The organism is Arcobacter sp. s6, assembly GCF_040884245.1.
Lineage (GTDB): Bacteria > Campylobacterota > Campylobacteria > Campylobacterales > Arcobacteraceae > Aliarcobacter.
In genome coordinates this window covers 38,253-58,656 of record NZ_JBEVTN010000023.1, presented here as the reverse complement: position 1 = coordinate 58,656, position 20,404 = coordinate 38,253, and the positions used below count along the sequence as shown (strand labels likewise).

General features: G+C 24.7%; 20 protein-coding genes. 7 read left to right on the top strand and 13 right to left on the bottom strand.

Translation table 11 applies throughout. From position 1 onward, the window contains the following. Nucleotides 1–54 precede the first annotated feature (54 nt). The 5 genes from ABVS04_RS14105 to ABVS04_RS14085 form a co-directional block, all read right to left on the bottom strand. Entirely contained in the window at nt 55–552 is a 498-nt protein-coding gene (locus tag ABVS04_RS14105; RefSeq protein ID WP_368031407.1) for a hypothetical protein, read from the bottom strand. Between the two features lie 175 nt (nt 553–727). Beyond that, nucleotides 728–2,239 (bottom strand): hypothetical protein, encoded by a 1,512-nt coding sequence (locus ABVS04_RS14100; protein ID WP_368031406.1) that lies wholly within the window; start codon nt 2,237–2,239, stop codon nt 728–730. Nucleotides 2,240–3,788: 1,549 nt separating this feature from the next. After that, nucleotides 3,789–3,941, bottom strand: a complete 153-nt coding sequence (locus ABVS04_RS14095) for a hypothetical protein (RefSeq protein WP_368031405.1) — start codon at nt 3,939–3,941, stop codon at nt 3,789–3,791. Further along, complete coding sequence (locus ABVS04_RS14090; RefSeq protein WP_368031404.1) at nt 3,905–4,489, bottom strand: MOSC domain-containing protein; 585 nt, start codon at nt 4,487–4,489, stop codon at nt 3,905–3,907. Before ABVS04_RS14090 ends, ABVS04_RS14095 begins: the two co-directional genes overlap by 37 nt. Next, nucleotides 4,479–5,675, bottom strand: coding sequence for an acetylornithine transaminase (locus ABVS04_RS14085; protein WP_368031403.1), 1,197 nt, complete (start codon nt 5,673–5,675; stop codon nt 4,479–4,481). The genes ABVS04_RS14090 and ABVS04_RS14085 overlap by 11 nt, the downstream gene beginning before the upstream one ends. Before the next feature lie 332 nt (nt 5,676–6,007). Here ABVS04_RS14085 and ABVS04_RS14080 point away from each other — a divergent pair, with 332 nt between their 5' ends. The 3 genes from ABVS04_RS14080 to ABVS04_RS14070 all read left to right on the top strand — a co-directional run bounded on the left by ABVS04_RS14080 (nt 6,008) and on the right by ABVS04_RS14070 (nt 8,566). Then, nucleotides 6,008–6,820 carry an AraC family transcriptional regulator gene (locus tag ABVS04_RS14080; protein ID WP_368031402.1) on the top strand — a complete coding sequence of 271 codons (813 nt, stop codon included), beginning with the start codon at nt 6,008–6,010 and terminating at the stop codon, nt 6,818–6,820. A 415-nt stretch (nt 6,821–7,235) separates the two neighbouring features. Continuing rightward, nucleotides 7,236–7,589 (top strand): NifU family protein, encoded by a 354-nt coding sequence (locus ABVS04_RS14075; protein WP_368031401.1) that lies wholly within the window; start codon nt 7,236–7,238, stop codon nt 7,587–7,589. 281 nt (nt 7,590–7,870) lie between these two features. Further along, complete coding sequence (locus tag ABVS04_RS14070) at nt 7,871–8,566, top strand: hypothetical protein (RefSeq protein ID WP_368031400.1); 696 nt, start codon at nt 7,871–7,873, stop codon at nt 8,564–8,566. A 208-nt stretch (nt 8,567–8,774) separates the two neighbouring features. Here ABVS04_RS14070 and ABVS04_RS14065 read toward each other — a convergent pair whose 3' ends face one another. Further along, nucleotides 8,775–9,587, bottom strand: a complete 813-nt coding sequence (locus ABVS04_RS14065; protein WP_368031399.1) for an SDR family oxidoreductase — start codon at nt 9,585–9,587, stop codon at nt 8,775–8,777. 134 nt (nt 9,588–9,721) lie between these two features. Beyond that, nucleotides 9,722–10,630 (bottom strand): protoglobin domain-containing protein, encoded by a 909-nt coding sequence (locus ABVS04_RS14060; protein ID WP_368031398.1) that lies wholly within the window; start codon nt 10,628–10,630, stop codon nt 9,722–9,724. Nucleotides 10,631–11,014: 384 nt separating this feature from the next. Between ABVS04_RS14060 and rd the strand changes: the two genes are divergently transcribed. The 4 genes from rd (at nt 11,015) to ABVS04_RS14040 (ending at nt 14,135) form a co-directional block, all read left to right on the top strand. Next, complete coding sequence (gene rd / locus ABVS04_RS14055) at nt 11,015–11,176, top strand: rubredoxin (RefSeq protein ID WP_368031397.1); 162 nt, start codon at nt 11,015–11,017, stop codon at nt 11,174–11,176. A gap of 8 nt (nt 11,177–11,184) precedes the next feature. Beyond that, entirely contained in the window at nt 11,185–12,378 is a 1,194-nt protein-coding gene (locus ABVS04_RS14050; protein ID WP_368031396.1) for an anaerobic nitric oxide reductase flavorubredoxin, read from the top strand. A gap of 172 nt (nt 12,379–12,550) precedes the next feature. Further along, nucleotides 12,551–13,447: a DNA-binding response regulator gene (locus tag ABVS04_RS14045; RefSeq protein ID WP_368031395.1), complete on the top strand. Its 897-nt coding sequence runs from the start codon at nt 12,551–12,553 to the stop codon at nt 13,445–13,447. Between the two features lie 55 nt (nt 13,448–13,502). Beyond that, nucleotides 13,503–14,135 (top strand): Crp/Fnr family transcriptional regulator, encoded by a 633-nt coding sequence (locus ABVS04_RS14040; RefSeq protein WP_368031394.1) that lies wholly within the window; start codon nt 13,503–13,505, stop codon nt 14,133–14,135. Nucleotides 14,136–14,220: 85 nt separating this feature from the next. Here ABVS04_RS14040 and ABVS04_RS14035 read toward each other — a convergent pair whose 3' ends face one another. The 6 genes from ABVS04_RS14035 to ABVS04_RS14010 all read right to left on the bottom strand — a co-directional run bounded on the left by ABVS04_RS14035 (nt 14,221) and on the right by ABVS04_RS14010 (nt 20,245). Continuing rightward, entirely contained in the window at nt 14,221–14,931 is a 711-nt protein-coding gene (locus ABVS04_RS14035) for an ABC transporter ATP-binding protein (protein ID WP_368031393.1), read from the bottom strand. A 1-nt stretch (nt 14,932) separates the two neighbouring features. Then, on the bottom strand, nt 14,933–16,078 hold the full coding sequence (locus ABVS04_RS14030) for an ABC transporter permease (protein WP_368031392.1): 1,146 nt from the start codon (nt 16,076–16,078) through the stop codon (nt 14,933–14,935). Continuing rightward, nucleotides 16,075–17,220 carry an efflux RND transporter periplasmic adaptor subunit gene (locus ABVS04_RS14025; RefSeq protein ID WP_368031391.1) on the bottom strand — a complete coding sequence of 382 codons (1,146 nt, stop codon included), beginning with the start codon at nt 17,218–17,220 and terminating at the stop codon, nt 16,075–16,077. Before ABVS04_RS14025 ends, ABVS04_RS14030 begins: the two co-directional genes overlap by 4 nt. Next, nucleotides 17,217–18,470 carry a TolC family protein gene (locus ABVS04_RS14020; protein ID WP_368031390.1) on the bottom strand — a complete coding sequence of 418 codons (1,254 nt, stop codon included), beginning with the start codon at nt 18,468–18,470 and terminating at the stop codon, nt 17,217–17,219. Before ABVS04_RS14020 ends, ABVS04_RS14025 begins: the two co-directional genes overlap by 4 nt. 70 nt (nt 18,471–18,540) lie before the next feature. After that, nucleotides 18,541–19,605 carry a sensor histidine kinase gene (locus ABVS04_RS14015; protein ID WP_368031389.1) on the bottom strand — a complete coding sequence of 355 codons (1,065 nt, stop codon included), beginning with the start codon at nt 19,603–19,605 and terminating at the stop codon, nt 18,541–18,543. Beyond that, the gene (locus tag ABVS04_RS14010) at nt 19,592–20,245 is read right to left on the bottom strand and encodes a response regulator transcription factor (protein WP_368031388.1); all 654 of its coding nucleotides are present in this window, start codon (nt 20,243–20,245) and stop codon (nt 19,592–19,594) included. Before ABVS04_RS14010 ends, ABVS04_RS14015 begins: the two co-directional genes overlap by 14 nt. Between the last annotated feature and the right edge of the window lie 159 nt (nt 20,246–20,404).

Here is a 20,404-nt window from a genome sequence, read left to right as displayed (position 1 = left end):
CACGCTGGCCAAATCATTATGCGTAAGGTGGCCAAGTGTGAATGCGCGCGCTGGCTAAATTCTTTGCGTCCCAACACCCATATCAGTTTTAATAACTTTTACACCTTTGATTACTACTTTTTTACCTTTTAAATCTTCTAATAAAAGTTTTTTGATACCTTTAATTTTTATGTTAAATAAGTCTGTTCTTGTTCCATTTATTACTAAACTTTGTAAAACTGTATCTTCTTTATTCTCTACAACATTATCAACTTTTAAAGTGATTTCTTTGTTTAATTCAAAGTCTAAATCCTTATCAACTCTTTTTATATCTTTACCTGAATAATAAGTTTTAAACCCATTTTTATACTCTTCAACACCTTCAATTTTTACACATTTACCAAGTAAAGGTTTTAATGTTTCTTCTGATAAATTTTTATGAACCTTAACAGTATTTTTAACTAATTTCCCAGCATCATTTAATGACACATTTTGAATTTGAAAAGTCCCATCTTTATTTATATCAAACCCACTTATTTTTAAAAATAATTCTACTTTTATAAAATCTTTCATTTTTTATTTTCCTTTTTTTATGTATTTTTTTCTCATTCTTAAAATAAACTTAATTATTTTATACTGTTATTATAAGATGTATTTTTTACTTTTTCTTAAAAATATTAAGAAAATCTTAAGAATTTGAAAAGTTTTTTTTTCTATTGATATAAGGAGAAGTTTTTATAAAAGAATTCTAAAAATTTACATTTTCAAAAGGGTTTAATAGTAATTCACTTGTATTAGTTTTTATAAATTCCCATTTAGATTTATCTAAAACTAAATTATTTTTATAATACATTTTACTAGCAACTTTATTTTTTGTAATGTTTATGTAGTCATTTAGATTATTGACAATTTTATTTTTAAATCTTTTTATATAGTTCTTTTTTGTGATTTTTGAGTTTTCATAAATAATATGTTCAATAGTAAAATATAAGTCTTCTAGCCTATCTATGGTTATATCTATTTCTATATCTTTATCTTTTATAATTTCTGTGTTATCTTTTCTTATTTCTAATGATTTATCTTTTTTATAAAGTAAAATAGTTTTTTTATATTCATTTTTTATTTTTGAGTAATTTATAGTTATATTTGTTTTTTCAATATCTTCAAATGTAAAAACATTTTTTATAATTAGTTGTTCTATCAGGTAATATAAAGGTTTTTTACTTTTTTTATATCTTTGTAATAAATTAGGGTTATTTTGATATAAATATTTATAAACCAATTCAATTTTTTCTTGTGTTGTATTTCTAAAATTAGAACTAGAAAAGAATTTAACATTATTAAAATATCTTTTATAATAGTTATAAAATTCTTCTCCCTTTTTTGTAGTTTTAAGTAAATATTTACTTACATAAGTAGAACCTTTTGAGGTTTTTAATATTTCAAATTTTGTTTGTTTTAGTTTAAAATAATTTATAGTCATATTATAAACTTCTTCAATTATTTCAATAAATTCACTATCAACATAAAATAAAGAATGTAAATGCCCAGTTAAATTTTTATGAGGTTCTAACATTTTTATAAAATCTATTCTTATTTTGTCTTTATCTTTTATATTATGTTTTTTACAATATCTTTTAATTTTATATTTTAAAGTATTATAAAAATATCTGTGTATCTCTTCATTAAGATACTTTAAACCCTTTAAAATGTTTTCTTCAAACATATCACTACTGTTATAAGTATTTGTTAATTTACCCTCTTTATTATACTTATGAAAAATTATATTTGGTAATGTAAAAGTAATAAATACTTTTTCTTTATCTTGATTTATATATTCTAAATATTTAACTTTTCCAATTTTTTTATAACTATATAATCTATCTTGATTTAATAAAAATTCTCCCTTATTTCTTTCTTCAAAAATAGTTTTTTCTTCTGTTTTTACAAAATCTTTTAAATATTTAAAACAATTATCTTTATATGTATAATCTTTTATTTCTCCTGTTTCTGTATTAAATCTTCTTAAATTGTTTTTTACAAAATATTCTAACATTCTTGAAGATTTAGAATTATAAGAAGTTTCTAATTTCTCGAACATATATTTAAAACTATCAATATAATCAGTTTTATCACTATTATTAAAATCATTTAACATAAAATATAAGTTTTCTAACTTATCATTACTTAACTCTTTATTATGTTTAGATAGTGATTTATTCATTAGTTCAATATAGTTTTTAGATATGTTAAAACTCACTATTTGCCTTTTTAAGATTTATTTAAGTTTATTATAAGATTTTAATTTTCCTTTTTGTTAATTTTCTTATACAATTTATAAATTCTTTTGAGTTTTATAATTTTTTCATTCTGCCATCAGTTGCTTAAAAGTATGTCAAGACGCTTTTTAAGTCCTTTAATACTGTTATTTTTCCTATCTTTTTTTAGGTTGGTTGGGGAGTGTTAAACTTTTATGTTTTCCACTTTCCCCTTTTAAATTAGGGTTATTAGTTTTAGGTTTATATGTAGTGTGATATTGTTTAAATGTTAGTAGTTGATAGTTTAAGATTAAAGTTTTTATTTGTTTTTAATTTAATAAATGGAATTTAGATTTATATATTTTTAATTTATTTTATAAGGTTGATAATGTTTATTCATTTTATAAAGTATAGTTTAATTATGGTAAAGAAGTATGGGACATATTATATATGTAAATTATTACAATTAGAAGAATATATAAGGGAAAGGGTTTTTACTATGTAAAAACAATTGACAAAGTCAATTAAGTGTTAGGTTTAGAGGTTCATAATCTTTATTGATTGTTTTTTCTCTTTTTCTTCAAAAGAAGAACTTTCAAAAGTGATTTTAATTTCATTTTTCTTAAGAATTTAACTGCTTCAAAAAGTAGCAAAAAATTAACTTGTCTAACTGGTGTCATTTTGCTCCAAATAAAGGTTATTGTTTTTAAAACAAAATTAAGGGTTATACTAATAATTAAGGTTTTTTAACATAAGTCTTAAAAAAATGGTTTAAATGTCTAATAAGGGTTATTTTAAAGTTTTCTATTGTTTAAGATTTTTAAAGTTAGAAAAGTAAAAAATGGAGTTAAAAAATAGGGAAAAATTGAATTTCTACCTACTATAATACAGGGTAATGGGTAAGTTATTAAATAGGTATCATTTTGAAGGTTTTTATATTTTTTTGTTCTTTGAGTTCAATCCCACTTTGTGAGATTTAATTAAATTCTAGTGGAGATTACTTTTAATTGACTTTACAACATTTTTACAATACAATAAAAGAAAAAATTAAGGAAAAAATATGGCTTCAAACTTCGATAAGATAGGACTTTTAACAAATTACAGTGGAGTTCCCGCACATCTCCACCAATTTATTAAAAAAACATATGATATTTTTATAATAAGATATTATATTTATATCTCTTAATTCTTATCTTTAGAATATTTCTTTCACCTATGTTATATTTAATTAATCCATCACTTTACATATTTAAATTTTAATGTACGAAAAACCCTTTATAATTAATTTCCGTACTATATTAAAATCCGATAGTATTTTTCATATACTTATTTGATGGGATTTTGTTGATTTTTGAAGTTTTTTAAAGGGTGTCGGAAAATAGATGGTTGTAAGTTGCTTATAGAATTTGGATTTAAAAAAGCTATAACTTATTTTGAATAGGAATTAATGTAACCGGACTGACACGTAATAAAAGTTACTAAGTTATTCTACTTTAAGTATAAATTTAAGTTTCTAATTCAAAATTAGATAAGAAAAATAATTATAATAAATTATTGTCCATACGTATCTTCTTGCCATTCTTGAATACCTTGTTCTTTATCTTTATATCTTTTTGATAGAGATAATCTATAAGCATTTGCTAATTTATCACAAGCTAGTATTTTCTTTATATTTTTTGATTTTCTTTTGCATTGAATGAACATTGATTTATATGCTCAATAGTTATATCAGGATAATCTCTTGAAATCAATTCTAATTCATTACCTATTTGAATATACCCACCTTTTATCACTCTAAAATAAAATCCTGTTTTATGTTCTTTTACAATTAATGCAGTTAAACTTTTTATTCCTAAAACAGAAGATATTTTCCAGCAAGGCTGTCTTGGTTGAGAAACTTCAAATATTACCTCTGCGCATTGGAACTTATCTCCTAAACAAACTTCTGAATCATCCAAGTCTTCGATAGTAAAGTTTTCACCAAATGCACATGCAGAGAGACTTAAATCATATTTATTTTTAAAATAAGGATAATATTTTTGACTATATACACATACAGCTTTATCTATACCACCATGATGTGATTTGTCACTTTGAGTATCTATTGTAAATCCAAATTCATTTACAATTAATATTTCATTTTTAGATACACGTGTTTTTTTATATGATGTTTTATAAGAATTTCTTTTCCCATCATCAATTTTTTGTTCTTTCCCACAAAAAATATTTTTTATTCTTGATTTAATTGCCATCTTTAATCCTTTTTAGAGCAATTTCAATTCTTCTAAATCCCTCTTTTATCTCTTTATTTGTAATTGTTAAAGGGGGTAAAAATCTTAAAACATTTTTTCCTGATTTTAAAACTATTACTCCTTCTTCAAATAAAGTTTTTATTACGCTTTCTAATATATTTTCATTTTTTAAACGTAATCCTTTCATCAAGCCAAATCCAAGTATTTTATCAAAAATATCATCGTAATTATTTAGTATATTAAGTAATGATAAAGAAAAATAATCAGATGTACTCTTCAATACACCAGTATTTTTATGTTTTTCTAAAATCTCACATACTTTTAAACTTACTTGACAACTAAGATAGTTACCTCCAAAAGTACTACCATGATCTCCTGGTTCAAAAATCTCTTTATGTTTACTCATAACTATTCCAATAGGAACTCCACCACCTATGCCTTTTGCAATGGTTATAATATCTGGCTCTATATTATAAAAATTAGAAGCTAAAAATTCCCCTGTTCTATATACACCAGTTTGTACTTCATCAATAATTAGCAAAATGTCTTTATCTTTTAGAAATCTAGATAATTTTTGAACTTCTTCAATTTCAAATGTCATAAGACCACCTTCTCCTTGAATTAGTTCCATCATCACAGCAACTGTTTCATCATCAATACTTTGATATATCTTTTCAATATTTTGATTAAAAGAAAATCCTTCAGGATAAGGTGCAAAATCTTTTTTATGAACTGTTACTTGCCCCGTGGCCTTTGAAGTTGTAATGGTTCGTCCATGAAATGAATTTTCTAATGTTATAACTTTATATCTTTTACCATTATATTTTCTTTGCCCATACTTTCTTGCAATTTTTATTGCTGCTTCATTTGCTTCAGCCCCACTATTTCCAAAAAAACATGCCATGTCATAACCGCTTAATTCAACCACTTTCTTTGCCAATAAACTTTGCGGTTCTATGGCAAAGAGGTTTGAAATATGTGTAATTCTTTGGACTTGTTCATAAATAGTTTTAGCAATGACTTTATTTCCATGACCAACAGAAACAACACCGATTCCACTCCCAAAGTCAATATATTTTTTCATATTTTCATCATAAAGTGTTGCATTCTCACCTTTTACAAAATTAACATAGTTTCTATTATAAGTATTTAATACATATTTTTTATCTAGTTCTTTTAAAGACATTTTATTGTATTCCCCATTTTAAGATTACCACTTAGTAATTTCTTTTATTAATTTTATTTATTTGTTGATTTATTAGTTTTGAATATTTATTCTCAAAATATTTTGTAGTATTTAAACTTAAATTGAAAAGACTTCTAATAATGTAAATGTATATCTTTGTTACATTCATTTAATTTCCTCATATTTTTAATGTATTATACATTTAGCAAAAAAAATATAAATGGTTAATTAGTACAATTTATTGTATAATTTGTACATCAACTGTAAAATAATAAATTTTAAAAAAGATTTAACTTTGACTTCATTGAAGTTTTAAAAGGTTAAAATATAATATGGAAGATAAAGTAAATACATCAAATAATAATAACTCATTTAGTATTAAAAAAATTGTAAAAAATACAGATGGAGTTTCTTTTGATATACGTCAACATTCTCTGTATGAACTTGTTTGCATATCAAAAGGTAATATAAAACTTACTATAGATTTCCAAACATATGATTTAAAAGAAAACACAGTTTATTTAATAAAACCTGGACAAGTACATCAATGGATTAAAGATGAAGTAACTAATACTTGCATAGGATATATTTTCCATTTTTCAAAAGATTTTTTACCCTCATATGATATGGTGAACAAATTATATGAAAAAAATTCTTTTCCTATTATAGAACTATCTTCAAGTGTTTTTAATAATATCAATCAGTTAATATCAATGTTATTAAACGAGAAGCAGTCGAATACTCTTTGTGCATATTTATTTGGTTCAATATTAGAGTATATTTTAAAATATAAAAAAAATACAAATAATTTATATTATAAAGATCAAAGAATCTATTTATTATTAGATCTAATTGAAAAAGAATTTATACATGAAAAATCAGCATTATTTTATGCAAAATCACTTAATTTAACAACAAAAAGATTAAATGAATTAACAAAAAAATATTTAAATAAAACAGTATCTTCTTTAATTTTTGAAAGAATTATTATTGAAATAAAAAGAGAATTAACTTATAGTAACTTAACCATTACAGAAATTTCTGATAATTTAGGATTTAATACCATTTCACATTTTTCTAAATTTTTTAAACACTATAACTCTTGTTCACCTTTAGAGTTTAAAAATTTAAAGAAATATACATAAAGTAAAATAAAAAATATATTGAAAATTTAAATATTATAATACAATCTTATAAAAATATAATTAATTAAATTAACTTATATTTAGATTTAATTATTGTATTTTTCAAAAGTACAAATCAATCCATTATCCAAAAATCTAATAATCTATCATAATAAAAGATATTTATTCAAATTACAGAAAAATCGATATTAATCTTTTCTAATTCTTCAAAAGTTCTAAAATAAAGGATTTAAGGTCTATAAATTTAAAAGTATCATTAAAAAATAAAGCTTTAGTATAAGAAAAGCAATCAATACTTTTTTAAATAATTAAAATAGAAATAGTGCTTAGAAAAGTATTACAAAATGATTAGTCTTATTTAAGGGATCATATACTATTATAATAAATTATAATATATATTACAAAGGATAATTAAATGATGCCTTTTTCAGATGAGGAAATATATAGAGCAACAAAGTATAATTTATCTAAAATAAGTACTTACATTAGCTCTCATGGTGGAGATATTAGATTGTTGGGTGTAAAAAGTGCTATTGTTTATATAGAACTTACCGGTGCATGTCATGGTTGTGCAATGAGTCTGATGACAACAAAAATGGTCGTGCAAGAAGAGTTTAGGAAATTGATTCATCCTGGGATAAAGGTTATTAATGTTGATGGTATGCCAGGGAATGAACTTCCTAAAGATTGTTATAAAGAAGAAGAACCCATAAAAGAAACAAGAGAAAATGGATTGATTCATAAAATTAAAAAGTTTTTTAAATTATAAGGGAAAGATATAAAAAGGGCTCTGTATTAGACTCTATATATATTTAGTTTAATATCTAATCAAAGACAGGACATTATAGTATACAAAAAACAATGATTTATACGAATTCAAATCAAAGAGAAGAGCAGAAAGCTTATTTGGATACTTTGAAATAATTATGTAATACAAGTTTTATCAAAAATTTAATTTATTGTTTCTTGTCAATAAATATTCTAGTTAATTGATATATAATTAATTCAATCTTATAAGATAAAAATAATAATTAGATGAGAAGTAGAATCTTGGCAAAAAAGACAGCTAACACAAAATCAACTACCATACAAAAACAAAAATATCTTAAAACATATTTACATCAAAGAAACTATACATTAAAAGATTTAAAATGTGAAATAGTTTTAATGATATGTGATATGTTAATAGAAAACTATTTATATGTAGAAGATACGGCAAGTGCTGAAGAATTAATTTCAGATTTTACATTTGATGAAAGAACTACAACTTATAATACTATGAAAGATTTAAAAAAAGATATTCAAGAAAATGTATTAACTATAGAAAAAGTATTAACTATAGAAAAAGTTCAAAATATAATGATTCTTCAAAATGAAAATAAAGACACATTAACTAAAGCCAGATTGACAGACAGTACGTACTATTTTTATAATATGTGCATTAACTACTTAGAATTTCTAATTACATCTAACTCAATAAATAAAAATAAAAAGATGTGGATTCCTGATCTAATATGTCTTTATTTGATTCAAGATATGAAGGAAAGTGGATATACATTTAATAAATTTACATTTCTTGATAAATATGATTTTGATAGTATATTTAGGATCTATGAAAAAATTAATATAACTTTTAAAAAAGTAGGAAATTTATCAATGTTTTCAAAAGAAAAAACTAGAATTGATATCATGTCAAATATTTCTTATGAAATAGTTACTAAATTAATTAATACTAAATATAAATAAGCATCATTTTTGCAATATTTATTTGTTTTAATTATTTAATCTATCGAGGTGATTGAAGAATATCATCTATTATCAATAATCACAAGTTTCAATTAGATTTGAAGAAATGCAGGAAAACTTAGAAATATTCTTTTATATGTTAACAGAAAATATGAGATTACTTTACATACATCAAAATATTTAACTAAAGAATATTTCTAATTATATATTAAATACTAAAAGTATCTCTAACTTTTTGCTCAAATGCTTTATCGCTTAACTCTTTTCTTAGTGGTATAAAAGTTTTAGCCTCATCTCCCACAGGAACAAATATTTCTGAGTTTTCATCTTCTATAATATTTTTTACTGCATCAGCTATTGGTTGAGCAGAAGGACCTTCATTTATTGCTTTTGCCACTATTGGAACAAAATGTGCTACCAAATCTTTATAGGGTGAGTTTTCATCTGTTGTTTTTGAATTAACAACTAAACCATTTTTTACAAAGTTTGTTCCAAAAAGTCCTGCTTGGATAGAATGAACTCTTACATTATACGGTAGAGTTTCAAATCTTAAAGAGTCTACTATTCCTTCAACTGCATACTTAGATGCATTGTAATGAGCTAAAAGAGGAAGTCCCATCTTTCCTAAAAATGAGCTAATATTAATTATAACTCCTGCTTTTGCTTCTCTCATATATGGAAGAACTGCTCTTGTAACTTTGAGTAGTCCAAATACATTTACATCAAACTGATTAAACATTTCTTCATCTGTTCCATCTTCTACAGTTGAAAGAAGACCATATCCAGCATTGTTAACAAGAACATCAATTTTGCCCTCATCTTTTATAATCTTTTCAACAGCATTATTTATACTTTCTGTCTTAGTTACATCTATATATATGCTTTTTAATAATCCATCATTACTTATTGTATTTTTATCTCTTGTCCCAGCATAAACAATATATCCATTATTACTAAGTAACTTTGATGTTAACTCACCCATTCCTGATGTTGCACCTGTAATTAGAACTACTTTTGCCATATATAAATCCTTTTTTTTAATCACTATATTATCCTATAGCGAGATAAATAAAATAGATTTATATCAAGAATAGAGGACTTATTATTGAAAATATACTTATTAAAAGTAAACTAAATAAATCTCTTTTTTATAGTTTAATTATTATCAGAATTCCTTTTATTAATGCTAACTAACCAGTAAGAAATTGCTAATGCAACTATCACGATAGCAATTATTAATAATTCTGTCGCTTTTTCTGTTGAAAGGGAATATATTAATACTTTTCTAATCAACGCAGCCATTGCGAGCATAATAAATGCACCAATGGCAAAACCTTTACCTTGTAAATGTTTTATCTCTTCATGTATTAATTCAATTGATGCCCATAGTACTAATAAACTTCCAAGAACTGTCAAAATACCTTTTTCTATTTTTATATCAGTAAAAAATAATAAATAAATATCATAAACAAATAAACCAATAGCAAAAAAAGCAATAATTCCTAATGCTAATGCTAAAAAGTAATTAATAAAAGAATTGAATTTTTTTAGTGAAGATAAGATTCCTTTCTCTGTTCGAGATAATGATAAAAATTTCCCAAGTTCTTCTTCTCTATATGAGCTTGTTAAAACATCCAAATTCATATCAATTATTTTTTCTACTGCATTGATTTCTCTTACATGTTGTTCTTTATTTTCAAAATTCTCTTCTATACTCTTAAGTACAAATGTTCTAACAAAAGTGAAAGCAGAATTTACATAGTGAGTAGGAAGACCAATTTGAACGTGAATTTCACCTATTTTATAAATAGATAAAAAATAAGATATATCATATTTACCAGAAAAAAGATTTATGAACCAAGCTTTAATTTTAATCTTATGTCTACTAATGATTTCATTGTTTTTTAAATATTTTGCTGTTCTACCAAAGCCCCAAATATAATCATAAAATTCATCAATAAATGTATCGGCTAGTTTTTCCATTCTTGGTTGAAGTTTTTTTAAAATAAGAGCTTCTTCTTCAGTAAATTTATAGTGTTCTTTTAACTGGGTATATTCTTTCATTTGTTATCCTATCAAATAATTACAAATATAGATTAATATTAAACTAGTAAACAAACAATAAAAATCTAAATTATTTCTATCAATTATACTTATATATTAAACTAATAAACTTTTTTTCTTCAAGAATTATAATATTATGTTAAAAACTCTTCAAAAGAATTATCAATAACAATATCTTCCTTATGTATTAATTTCTTAATGACCTACAATATCATTAATTTCATTTTCTTTTAATAGGAATAATAGTTTTCATTTAAATTCTTCTTTTCACAATTTTAAGAAAATAATTTAAAAATTATCTTGATTTATATCAAAATATAATTAATTATTTTAGTTATTATTAATTGATTAGAAACTCTTATTTAAAATTAAAAGGAATTTATTATGAATAAATATGTTTGTACTGTTTGTGGATATATATATGATCCAGAAATAGGTGATTTAGATTCAGGTATTGAACCAGGAACTGCATTTGAGGATATTCCTAATGATTGGGAATGTCCTGATTGTGGTGTTAAAAAAGAAGATTTTGAAATAATTAATTGAGGTGGAAAATGGGATTTAATATAAAAAACAACATTTACCTTGTAGGAAATGTAGATTGGGAAATTGAAAGTTACCAAGGATATAAGTATTCAACACATAAAGGTTCATCTTATAATGCATACCTTATTAAAGAACAAAAAAATGTTTTAATTGATACTGTTGATTCAACATTTACAGATATATTTATTAAAAATCTTAAAAATGAAATTAATTTAGATGATATAGATTATATAATTATAAATCATGGTGAAAAAGATCATACGGGTGCACTTCCTGAATTAATGAAACTTATACCTAATACTCCAATTTATTGCACTAATAATTGTGCAAAATCATTAAAAGGACAATATCATCAAGATTGGAATTTTAATATTGTTAAAACGGGAGAAAAACTTAATTTAGGTGATAAAGAATTAATTTTTGTAGAAACTCCAATGTTACACTGGCCTGATAATATGATTTGCTATTTAACACAAGATAATATGCTCTTTAGCAATGATGCCTTTGGACAACATTATGCTACATCAGCTATATACAATGACTTGGTTGATCAAAATGAATTATTTGTTGAATGTTTAAAATACTATTCAAATATATTAACTCCTTATAATTCAAAAGTTATCAAGAAAATTGAAGAAATTTTATCTTTAAATCTTCCTCTTGATATGATTTGTCCTTCACATGGAGTAATTTGGAGAAATAACCCAACACAAATTGTAGAACTGTATTTAAAATGGGCGCAAAACTATCAAGAAAATCAGATAACAATTCTATATGACACAATGTGGGAATCAACAAGAGATATGGCAGAAGCAATAGCCCAAGGAATAAAAGAAGCAGATAGCCAAACAGTTATTAAATTAATACACTTATCTAAAAAAGATAAAAATGATGTTATTACTGAAGTTTTTAAATCAAAAGCCATATTAGTAGGATCACCAACAGTAAATAAAGGTATTTTAACAACTATTGCTTCTTTGTTTGAATTTGTAAAATCTTTAGAATTTAAAAATAAACAAGCAGCAGCTTTTGGTTCATATGGATGGAGTGGAGAGTCGGTTAAACTAATAAATGCAAAATTAACTGATAGTGGATTTGCGTTGGTAAATGAAGGATTAAGGGTTTCTTGGAAACCAGATGAAGAGACTATTAAAGAATGTATTAAATTTGGAAAGGATTTTGTTAAGGATTTAAATAAGTAAATTGATAAATATCATTTTATCTATTATTGTTTAGCAGTATAATCACAAAGTTATGAAGTAAAAGAACGGTATTTAGCATTCATATTTCAGAAATAGAATAAATTCTATTGAAAAGAAAAAAGTTGTTATTCATAAAATATAACAATTATAAATATTATAAATGGAAAAATGAATGAATATATTAGTAATAGAAAATGAGATTTATTTAGCACAAAAAATTGTATCAAGATTAATAAATGATGGACATAATTGTGATCACATCGATTTACCAAACACGGATGCTTTCACAAAAGAGTATGATGTAATTTTATTATCAACTTCTTTCCCTTTTAATTTTTGTAATAATATAATAAAAAAATACAATGAGAATTGTATTATTCTTTTAGTATCTTATATTTCAGATGAAACTGTTACTCTTCATATTAAAAGTGGTGCTAAAGATTATATAATGAAACCATTTATTATGAATGAATTAATAAGAAAAATTCACCATTATAAAGAATGTAAAGATATCAATAAAGAACTTCAAAAATTAAGAAATTATTTTCAATTTACTATGTTAGATATCAATACTACAGATGTTCTATCAGCAACTTCTTTTCCCATATTAATAGAAACTAATGTTCAGAAACATGCAGATAAATTAGTTTATGAACTATCCATTAAAATGGCCTTACCTGTAATATTTATTTCATTAAGTGCTAAAGATTGGCAAAATAAAATAAATGCAATTCGCAGAACATCAATTCTTTATTTAACTAATTATCATACTTTAAGGAAATGTTCTAAAGAAAATCTTTTAAAAATAATCGAAAAAAAGAATTGTATAATTTCTACATTAGAAGAAGAACTTGATTTTCCCTATACAAAGGTTGAAGCTAGGAATGAAAAGGGATTATTAGCTAATTCAAATATTATGACTATTCCTGATTATGTAAAAGCTATGGTAACTTCTTATCAGCATAAATATACAGATACAGAATTATCCAAAAAACTTGGAATTTCTAGAAAATCTCTTTGGGAAAGAAGAAAAAAATTTGATATTGAAAAAAGAGTATTAATAAGTTAAGATGATATTTAATTATTCCTAATATAATACAAATGTATTTAATTTAGGGGTTAATATGCTGCAAAAGTTACGAAATGTTTCTCTTTTCAAAAATGTATGTGACGAAACTCTAAAAGAAATAGCTAAATATACTTCATATTTAAAACTATCAAAAGATAATATTCTTTTTTATGAAGGTGAAGATTCTAATTGTTTATTTCTACTTACAAAAGGTATAGTAAAGTTCTATAAAACTTCATCAAATAACAAAGAAATCATCATAAAATATCATTATAGTAATGAATTCATAGCAGAAGTTGCAAATTTTGAAAATATTCCATATCCTGCAACAGGAAAAGCTTTTACAGAAATAGAAGCACTAAAAATTGATTTTAAGAATTTAAAACACCTTCTTTATTCTGATCCTAACTTAGCTTTAGTTATTCAAACTTCACTTATAAAGAAAATAAGAACTCTTGAAAATATTATACATTTTGATATAGTCCTTACTTCTGAAGAAAGAATTGCAAAGTATATATGCGACAATACAAAAGAATTTTTTAATACAAAAAGAATAATAATTGCTGAATTTTTAAATATCACACCTGAAACATTATCAAGAAGATTAAAATTATTTGAAAATGATGGATGGATTGATTATGAAAAAAAATCAATAGATAAAGAAAAACTAGAAAGCCTTTTTTTATAATCTAGAGAATAATTCTCTAGAAATAAGATAAATCAATCAAATAGCCTATTGGTTCCAAAGTTTTTATTTAAATTACTAAAAAAAATCAAACAAAAGTAGAATCTTTTGAAATAGTAGAAACTACTTTTTTATTCTCAATTTTAAGTATCCTATCACATAAGGGAAGCATGGCTTCATCGTGTGTTACCATAATAACAGCTACATTTTGTTCTATTGCTATTTTTTTAAGCATTTTAACTACACTAATTGAGCGCTCATTATCAAGAGCAGCAGTTGGTTCATCTGCTAATATTATTTTAGGTTTATTTGCCAAGGCACGAGCAATTGCAACTCTTTGATTTTGACCACCTGAAAGTTGAGAAGGCATGGCATGAGCTTTTTCACTAATATCAAAATATTTCAAAAGTTCCATTGCTACTTTTTCTGATTCTTCTTTTGATTGCCCACTAGTTTGAGGTAAAAGAGTTATATTGTCTATAATATTTAGAAAAGGTATAAGATAATGCGCTTGAAAAATAAATCCTATTTTCTCCCTACGAATCTTTCTTGTATCTTTATTTAACCATTTATTATCATATACTTTTTCATCACCAAGCCATATTTGACCACTTGTTGGTTCTTCAACACATCCTATCATCATAAGTAATGTAGTTTTTCCAGCACCACTTGGTGCAATCAATGCTATTAATTCCCCTGTTTCTACACTAAAAGATGCTTTATCTATAACATCGACAAGACTATCACCTTTTCCAAAACTTTTTACTAGATTTTCAACACGAATACTTTGTTTATTCATATTATCCTCCTATTGCAGCTGCTGGATCAGCACTTATAACTTTTTTTACACCTATAAAAGATGATAAAATAGAAACAATTATTACAACTATAAAAAGTAGCCAAGCATCAGAAATTTCTAATACAACTCTTTTGGGAAACTTCTCATATATTAAATGAGAAAAAATATTTCCTGAAATAAAAGCAATAATACCAAGAAGAAGTGTTTCTTGTACAATCATCTTTATAATTACACTATTTGGGATTCCTATAAGTTTCATTATAGATATTTCTTTCATCTTTTCAAGAGTCATAGTGTATATGATAAGAGCTATTATAATTGTTGAAACTAAAATAAGAATACCCGTAAATAAGCCTATTTGTTTCGCTGCTCTTTCAATAAGATTTTTTGCTAAAATATCTTCTTGTTCTTGTTTTGTATAAACACTTTTATGTTTCCACTCTTTTATATTTTTTGCAACTTCATCTATGTTATATCCATCTTTTAGATTTGCTATTATTGCATTTACCATGGAAGTATCCGTTTGGGTTATTCCACGTTCACGATCACTTCTTACTCTGTTATTAGAATATGAGAATTGGTTTTTTTGTGCATCTTTTAAGCTGATATAAACTAATAAATCACCTCCTGAAGATACGGTTTTTTCTGTTACACCAACTACTTCATACTTATCTCTTGCAAGTATTATCTCATCATGGAGTTTAAAACCTGTTTCTTTAGAAACAACAATTTGATAATGATCTTTTGTTAACTTACTTCCTTGGATCAGTCTATTTGGATTTATTGGATTTATATTACCAAAAGGATCATATCCAACAGCCATAACTCGAATAGGCATACTCCCTTGTGGAAGTTGTATATTTTGAAAGGTTATAGCTTCACTATACTTCACTCCATCAATAATACTTATAGAATTTTTCAAGTCTTCATGAACTCTTGATGATTCGGCAAAAGGGCCTAGAGTATCTTCTTGAACTATCCACAAGTCTGCATTTATATCATTAATTAATATCTCTGCATCAACAACCATACCTCGATATACTCCCATCATAATAAGTACTATTCCAAGAAGCATACCTACACCCATTGCCGTTACTAAAAACTTTCCAAGGGAGTGAGATATATCTTTTTTGGCTAGATTAATCATTGATGAATCCTCATTCCTTCACTTAAAGCTTTTTTACTACTATCTGGTATGATTATAATATCTTCTATTTTTATACCACTTGTTATTGCAGCTTCATTATCACCTTTTGCTTGAATATTGAGCTCTTTAAAATAAGCTTTATTATCCACAAAAGTCCAAACCCCTTCTTTCTCATCTTCAACTTTTAATGTATTTAAAGGAATTGTAATTGCATTTGATATTGTTTTTGCATTTATCGTAACTCTTGCTTGTTCATTAATATAAAAAGGAATTGGTAATTCATCGAAGGCTACATTTATTTCTCTTTCTTGAGTTACAGCATCACTTTGTGCAACAATTCGCTTAACAGATCCAGTAAATAGTTTATTACTTTGAGAACGAAGAGTTATTTCTGCTTTTTGTCCAACTTTTATATCACCACTAATCTTTTCATCTATATAAGCTCTTATCCAAAGAGTTTTAGGATCAACGATTTTTAAAATAGTCGTAGCAGAAGCAACATTTTGTGCTACTTCTGCACTTTTGGATATTACATAACCATCAACTGGAGCATAAATTTGAAATCTAGATAATTTTGTTTTTAAAGAATCTGCATTTTTTTGCGTACGTTGAACTTCAATTTTACTTGACTCAATACGAACTAAGGTTGCTTCTAATTGTGCTGTTAAAGCATCTAAATCTGTTTTTGCTTTATCAAATTCAGATTTAGAAACGAAAGATTGTTTAAGTAAATTTTCATATCTTTTATAAGTAATCAAAGCTAATTCTTTTTGAGCATTTAAGCTCTCACTTTCTTTTGTTAGTGCCCTAAGCTCAGATTTTGTCTTTTCAACACTTATAAGCATTTCTTGAACTAATTCAGGCATATCAACTGGATCTATAGTAATTAGTAAATCACCTTTTTTTACCCATTGTCCTTCATCTGTAAGAATTGATATAATTTTTCCTCCTGTTTGAGCTGTAATAGAATATATATCCTTAGCACTTACATTCCCTATTCCAAATACTTTAATATCTAAATTAGCAACTTTGGGTGAAAGAGTTTTATAAGTAGTTTTGACAATATAAACGTTCTTATAAAAAAGAAATCCTCCTACAATAGCAAGTAGTATAATTATTATATATTTAATTTTTTTATTCATTGTATTTTTCCTTTTAAATAATCAACTTGATCTATGGATATACTTTTAGTGTAATATGCTTCAAGTAGGTCTAATTGTGCAGTTAATATTAATGACTCAGCATCAAGTACCTCAATATACGTTGAAAGACCTTCTTTATATCGTCCTTTTAAAACATCATTTGTATCATTAGCCCAACGAAGTTGAGCTTGTTTTGAAGCGATTGTTTTATCATATCTAGCAATATCAATAAGTAAATTAGATAAATTTTCTTTAATAGCCAATATTTTAGATGATTGCTCTTGTTTAGCTATTTGAATATTTATTCTGGCTTTTTGTGTTTCAGCTTCTATTCTTCCTCCACTATAAAGTGGGACAACAACTGTTACACCAATAGTTGAAGTGTTATATTCATTTAAAGTATTAAAATGATTATAAGAAGCAACACCATCGATTGAACCATAATGGGAAGCTTTTGCAGATTTATATAAAAGTTTATTTTTATCAATATTTAATGCATTTATTTTTAGTTGAGAATTATTACTTAAAATTTCATCTTCTACTAAATCTGGTTCAAAAGAATAATTTTTCTTTATAATATCTGATTCAAAAGTAGTATCATCTTTTATTTTTTCTCCAATATATAAAGAAAGAGATTTCTTTGTTTTATCAAATGAAGCTTGTGCAATGGCTAGATTTTCTTCTGAAAAATAAACCGCTGATAAAAAACGACTTGAATCTGCTTTTGTTTTAAACCCTTGAGCAACAAGGGCTTGAGCTTGTTCATAATAAGCTTTTTTAGAATCCAAATCTTTTTTATGAACTTCTATTGCTTCTTTTTGAACAACAATAAGTTTATACAAAGATTTTATTTTGTAAGCCATAAGTGCTTTCATATCTTCTAAAGATAAGCTAGCTATATCTTCATCTATTTTTAAAGAATCTAATTTAGAGGAAGTTTTTTGGAAATCCCATATCTTTTGCTTTAAACTAGCCCCTGAATACCAACCATCTTTTTTTTTAGTATAAAAAGTTCCATTTGCAGAACTTGTATATGTTTGAGAAAAATCATATTCTCCTTGCAGATTTATTTGTGGCAAATTATCAGCAAAAGTTACATCATAATTTTTCTGCGATAATTCAGTTTTTAAAATAAAAGATTGAATATCTGGATTGTTTAAAAGAGTTTTTTCTATGCTTTGTTCTAAACTCAAAGTTTGAGTATAAGCACATGAGAAGAATAAGCTTAATAGTAATAAGCTTTTTTTCATTTGGAATCCTTTATCAAAATAATATGGTTATTGTACTCTTCTCATATTAGCTTAATGTTAGGATAAAGGATTATTTATCAAAGATTAAACTAAAACAATTACTTTCTTCATCTGATGTAACCTCAATTTTTATATTCATAGCATCACATAAACGCTTAACTATATCTAATCCTATTCCGCTACTATTTTGTTCACTATAATTTCGATTAAAAATCTTATTAGTTTCATTAATTTCAGCACCACTATTTCTAATATGCAATATTTTATTTTCTTCATAAACTCGTACATATCCATTGTGACAATTATATTTACAAGCATTAGAAATGATATTGTGTAACACTTCTTTTAAAGCATTGGGATTTGTGTCAATAATCAAAGAATTCTTTGAAATATCAAATGTAATGTTAGGATAACTTGGCTCATGAAGATGAACAACTTCTCGAACAATATCAAATACATTTACAGATATGATTTGAAAAGTTCTTTTTTCAAGTAGAACAGTTAAGTTTTCATGTAACTCTGTAACTGTATTTATACTTTTATTTAATCTCTCAATAGCTTTGATATTCTTTATTTGTGGATCTTTTTCAAGTAATTTAATATTTAATTTCATGGCAGTAATTGGTGTATTTAAATCATGAATTAGATCTTTTGCAAATTTATCTAAAGTTTCAATACTCTCTTTTAGAGGTTTTAAAGAACTTTTTGCCAAATAAAAACTAAGTGTTGCAAAGATAAATAGTAATAAAAGTTGAACAGCTATAACTCTTAATAGTAATTCATAAACTTCATTATTAAAATTTTCATCTGATTTAAAAACTTGAAGATATGGTTCATTATTTGACATGGGAATAAGCTTTGTAAATTCTTTTCCTATTTTCTCAAAGTTCCTAATATCTATATATTTATTATGGGTATCAACAAATTTATGATGATATTCACTAGAATAAGTATTACTACTATCCCCAATTTTAATATAACGAGCGTAGGTAATTAAAGAAAAATCTTCTGCTTTTAAATATCCTTCTTTCATTTGTTGAAAATAAAAAAATCCAGCAATTAAAATAAGTAAGGCAACACTAAAAAAATAAGTAATAAAAAACTTTAAAAAAGCATTCTTTTCATGACGATGCAAAACGGTATCCTATTCCTTTTACTGTTGCAATTGGTAAGCCAATTTTACGTAAATTTGTAATATGTACACGAAGAGCTCCTTCGCTTATATCTTTAAAATCATCTAAAGAATCAATTAGAAAATCTTTAGTCAATGTAGTATTTATATTTTTAAAAAACAATAAAACAAGCTTTAATTCATAAGGAGTTAGAGGAATAAAAATATCTGATTTATAAAGTTCATTTTTTTCTATAAAAAAATGAAAATCATCAAGTGTAAGTTCATTACTATAAGTATGATACTGCTTTTTTAAAATAGCATTTATTCGAATAAGCAACTCATCAAAATCAAAAGGTTTTTTTATATAGTCATCAGCACCTGCATCAAAACCTTTTGATAAAGATGCAATATCAGTAAGTGCAGTAAGAAATATAGCAGGAGTCTTATCACCACTATCTCTTAAACTTTTTAAAAGCTCAAAACCATTAAATAAAGGAACATTAACATCTAGTAGTAATAAATCGAATTTTTGTAAAAATGTTTCATCCAAAGCTTTTTGAGAATTAAGCACATGAACAATATCAAAGTTTTCACTTTCTAAAAGCTCAATAAGAGATTCAGCTAACACTTGATCATCTTCTAGTAATAATAATTTTTTCATAAAGAATAATATCTAAATTAATTTTTATTGAGTTTAGAATTTATAGCTAGATGCAAATATTTTCTTAATAAATATGTTGTGGTAAAGATTTGTTTATTTCTTATAGAAATAGTACTTTAAGTTTGGCGCATGAATTAAAAATAAAATTCTTAATTGAAA

Excerpts from the sequence above, each read along its gene's own strand:
- ABVS04_RS14105 (WP_368031407.1), bottom strand. The coding sequence starts at position 552 with ATGAAAGATTTTATAAAAGTAGAATTATTTTTAAAAATAAGTGGGTTT.
- ABVS04_RS14095 (WP_368031405.1), bottom strand. The coding sequence starts at position 3,941 with ATGTTCATTCAATGCAAAAGAAAATCAAAAAATATAAAGAAAATACTA.
- ABVS04_RS14090 (WP_368031404.1), bottom strand. The coding sequence starts at position 4,489 with ATGGCAATTAAATCAAGAATAAAAAATATTTTTTGTGGGAAAGAACAA.
- ABVS04_RS14085 (WP_368031403.1), bottom strand. The coding sequence starts at position 5,675 with ATGTCTTTAAAAGAACTAGATAAAAAATATGTATTAAATACTTATAAT.
- ABVS04_RS14080 (WP_368031402.1), top strand. The coding sequence starts at position 6,008 with ATGGAAGATAAAGTAAATACATCAAATAATAATAACTCATTTAGTATT.
- ABVS04_RS14075 (WP_368031401.1), top strand. The coding sequence starts at position 7,236 with ATGATGCCTTTTTCAGATGAGGAAATATATAGAGCAACAAAGTATAAT.
- ABVS04_RS14065 (WP_368031399.1), bottom strand. The coding sequence starts at position 9,587 with ATGGCAAAAGTAGTTCTAATTACAGGTGCAACATCAGGAATGGGTGAG.
- ABVS04_RS14060 (WP_368031398.1), bottom strand. The coding sequence starts at position 10,630 with ATGAAAGAATATACCCAGTTAAAAGAACACTATAAATTTACTGAAGAA.
- rd (WP_368031397.1), top strand. The coding sequence starts at position 11,015 with ATGAATAAATATGTTTGTACTGTTTGTGGATATATATATGATCCAGAA.
- ABVS04_RS14050 (WP_368031396.1), top strand. The coding sequence starts at position 11,185 with ATGGGATTTAATATAAAAAACAACATTTACCTTGTAGGAAATGTAGAT.
- ABVS04_RS14045 (WP_368031395.1), top strand. The coding sequence starts at position 12,551 with ATGAATATATTAGTAATAGAAAATGAGATTTATTTAGCACAAAAAATT.
- ABVS04_RS14040 (WP_368031394.1), top strand. The coding sequence starts at position 13,503 with ATGCTGCAAAAGTTACGAAATGTTTCTCTTTTCAAAAATGTATGTGAC.
- ABVS04_RS14035 (WP_368031393.1), bottom strand. The coding sequence starts at position 14,931 with ATGAATAAACAAAGTATTCGTGTTGAAAATCTAGTAAAAAGTTTTGGA.
- ABVS04_RS14030 (WP_368031392.1), bottom strand. The coding sequence starts at position 16,078 with ATGATTAATCTAGCCAAAAAAGATATATCTCACTCCCTTGGAAAGTTT.
- ABVS04_RS14025 (WP_368031391.1), bottom strand. The coding sequence starts at position 17,220 with ATGAATAAAAAAATTAAATATATAATAATTATACTACTTGCTATTGTA.
- ABVS04_RS14020 (WP_368031390.1), bottom strand. The coding sequence starts at position 18,470 with ATGAAAAAAAGCTTATTACTATTAAGCTTATTCTTCTCATGTGCTTAT.
- ABVS04_RS14010 (WP_368031388.1), bottom strand. The coding sequence starts at position 20,245 with ATGAAAAAATTATTATTACTAGAAGATGATCAAGTGTTAGCTGAATCT.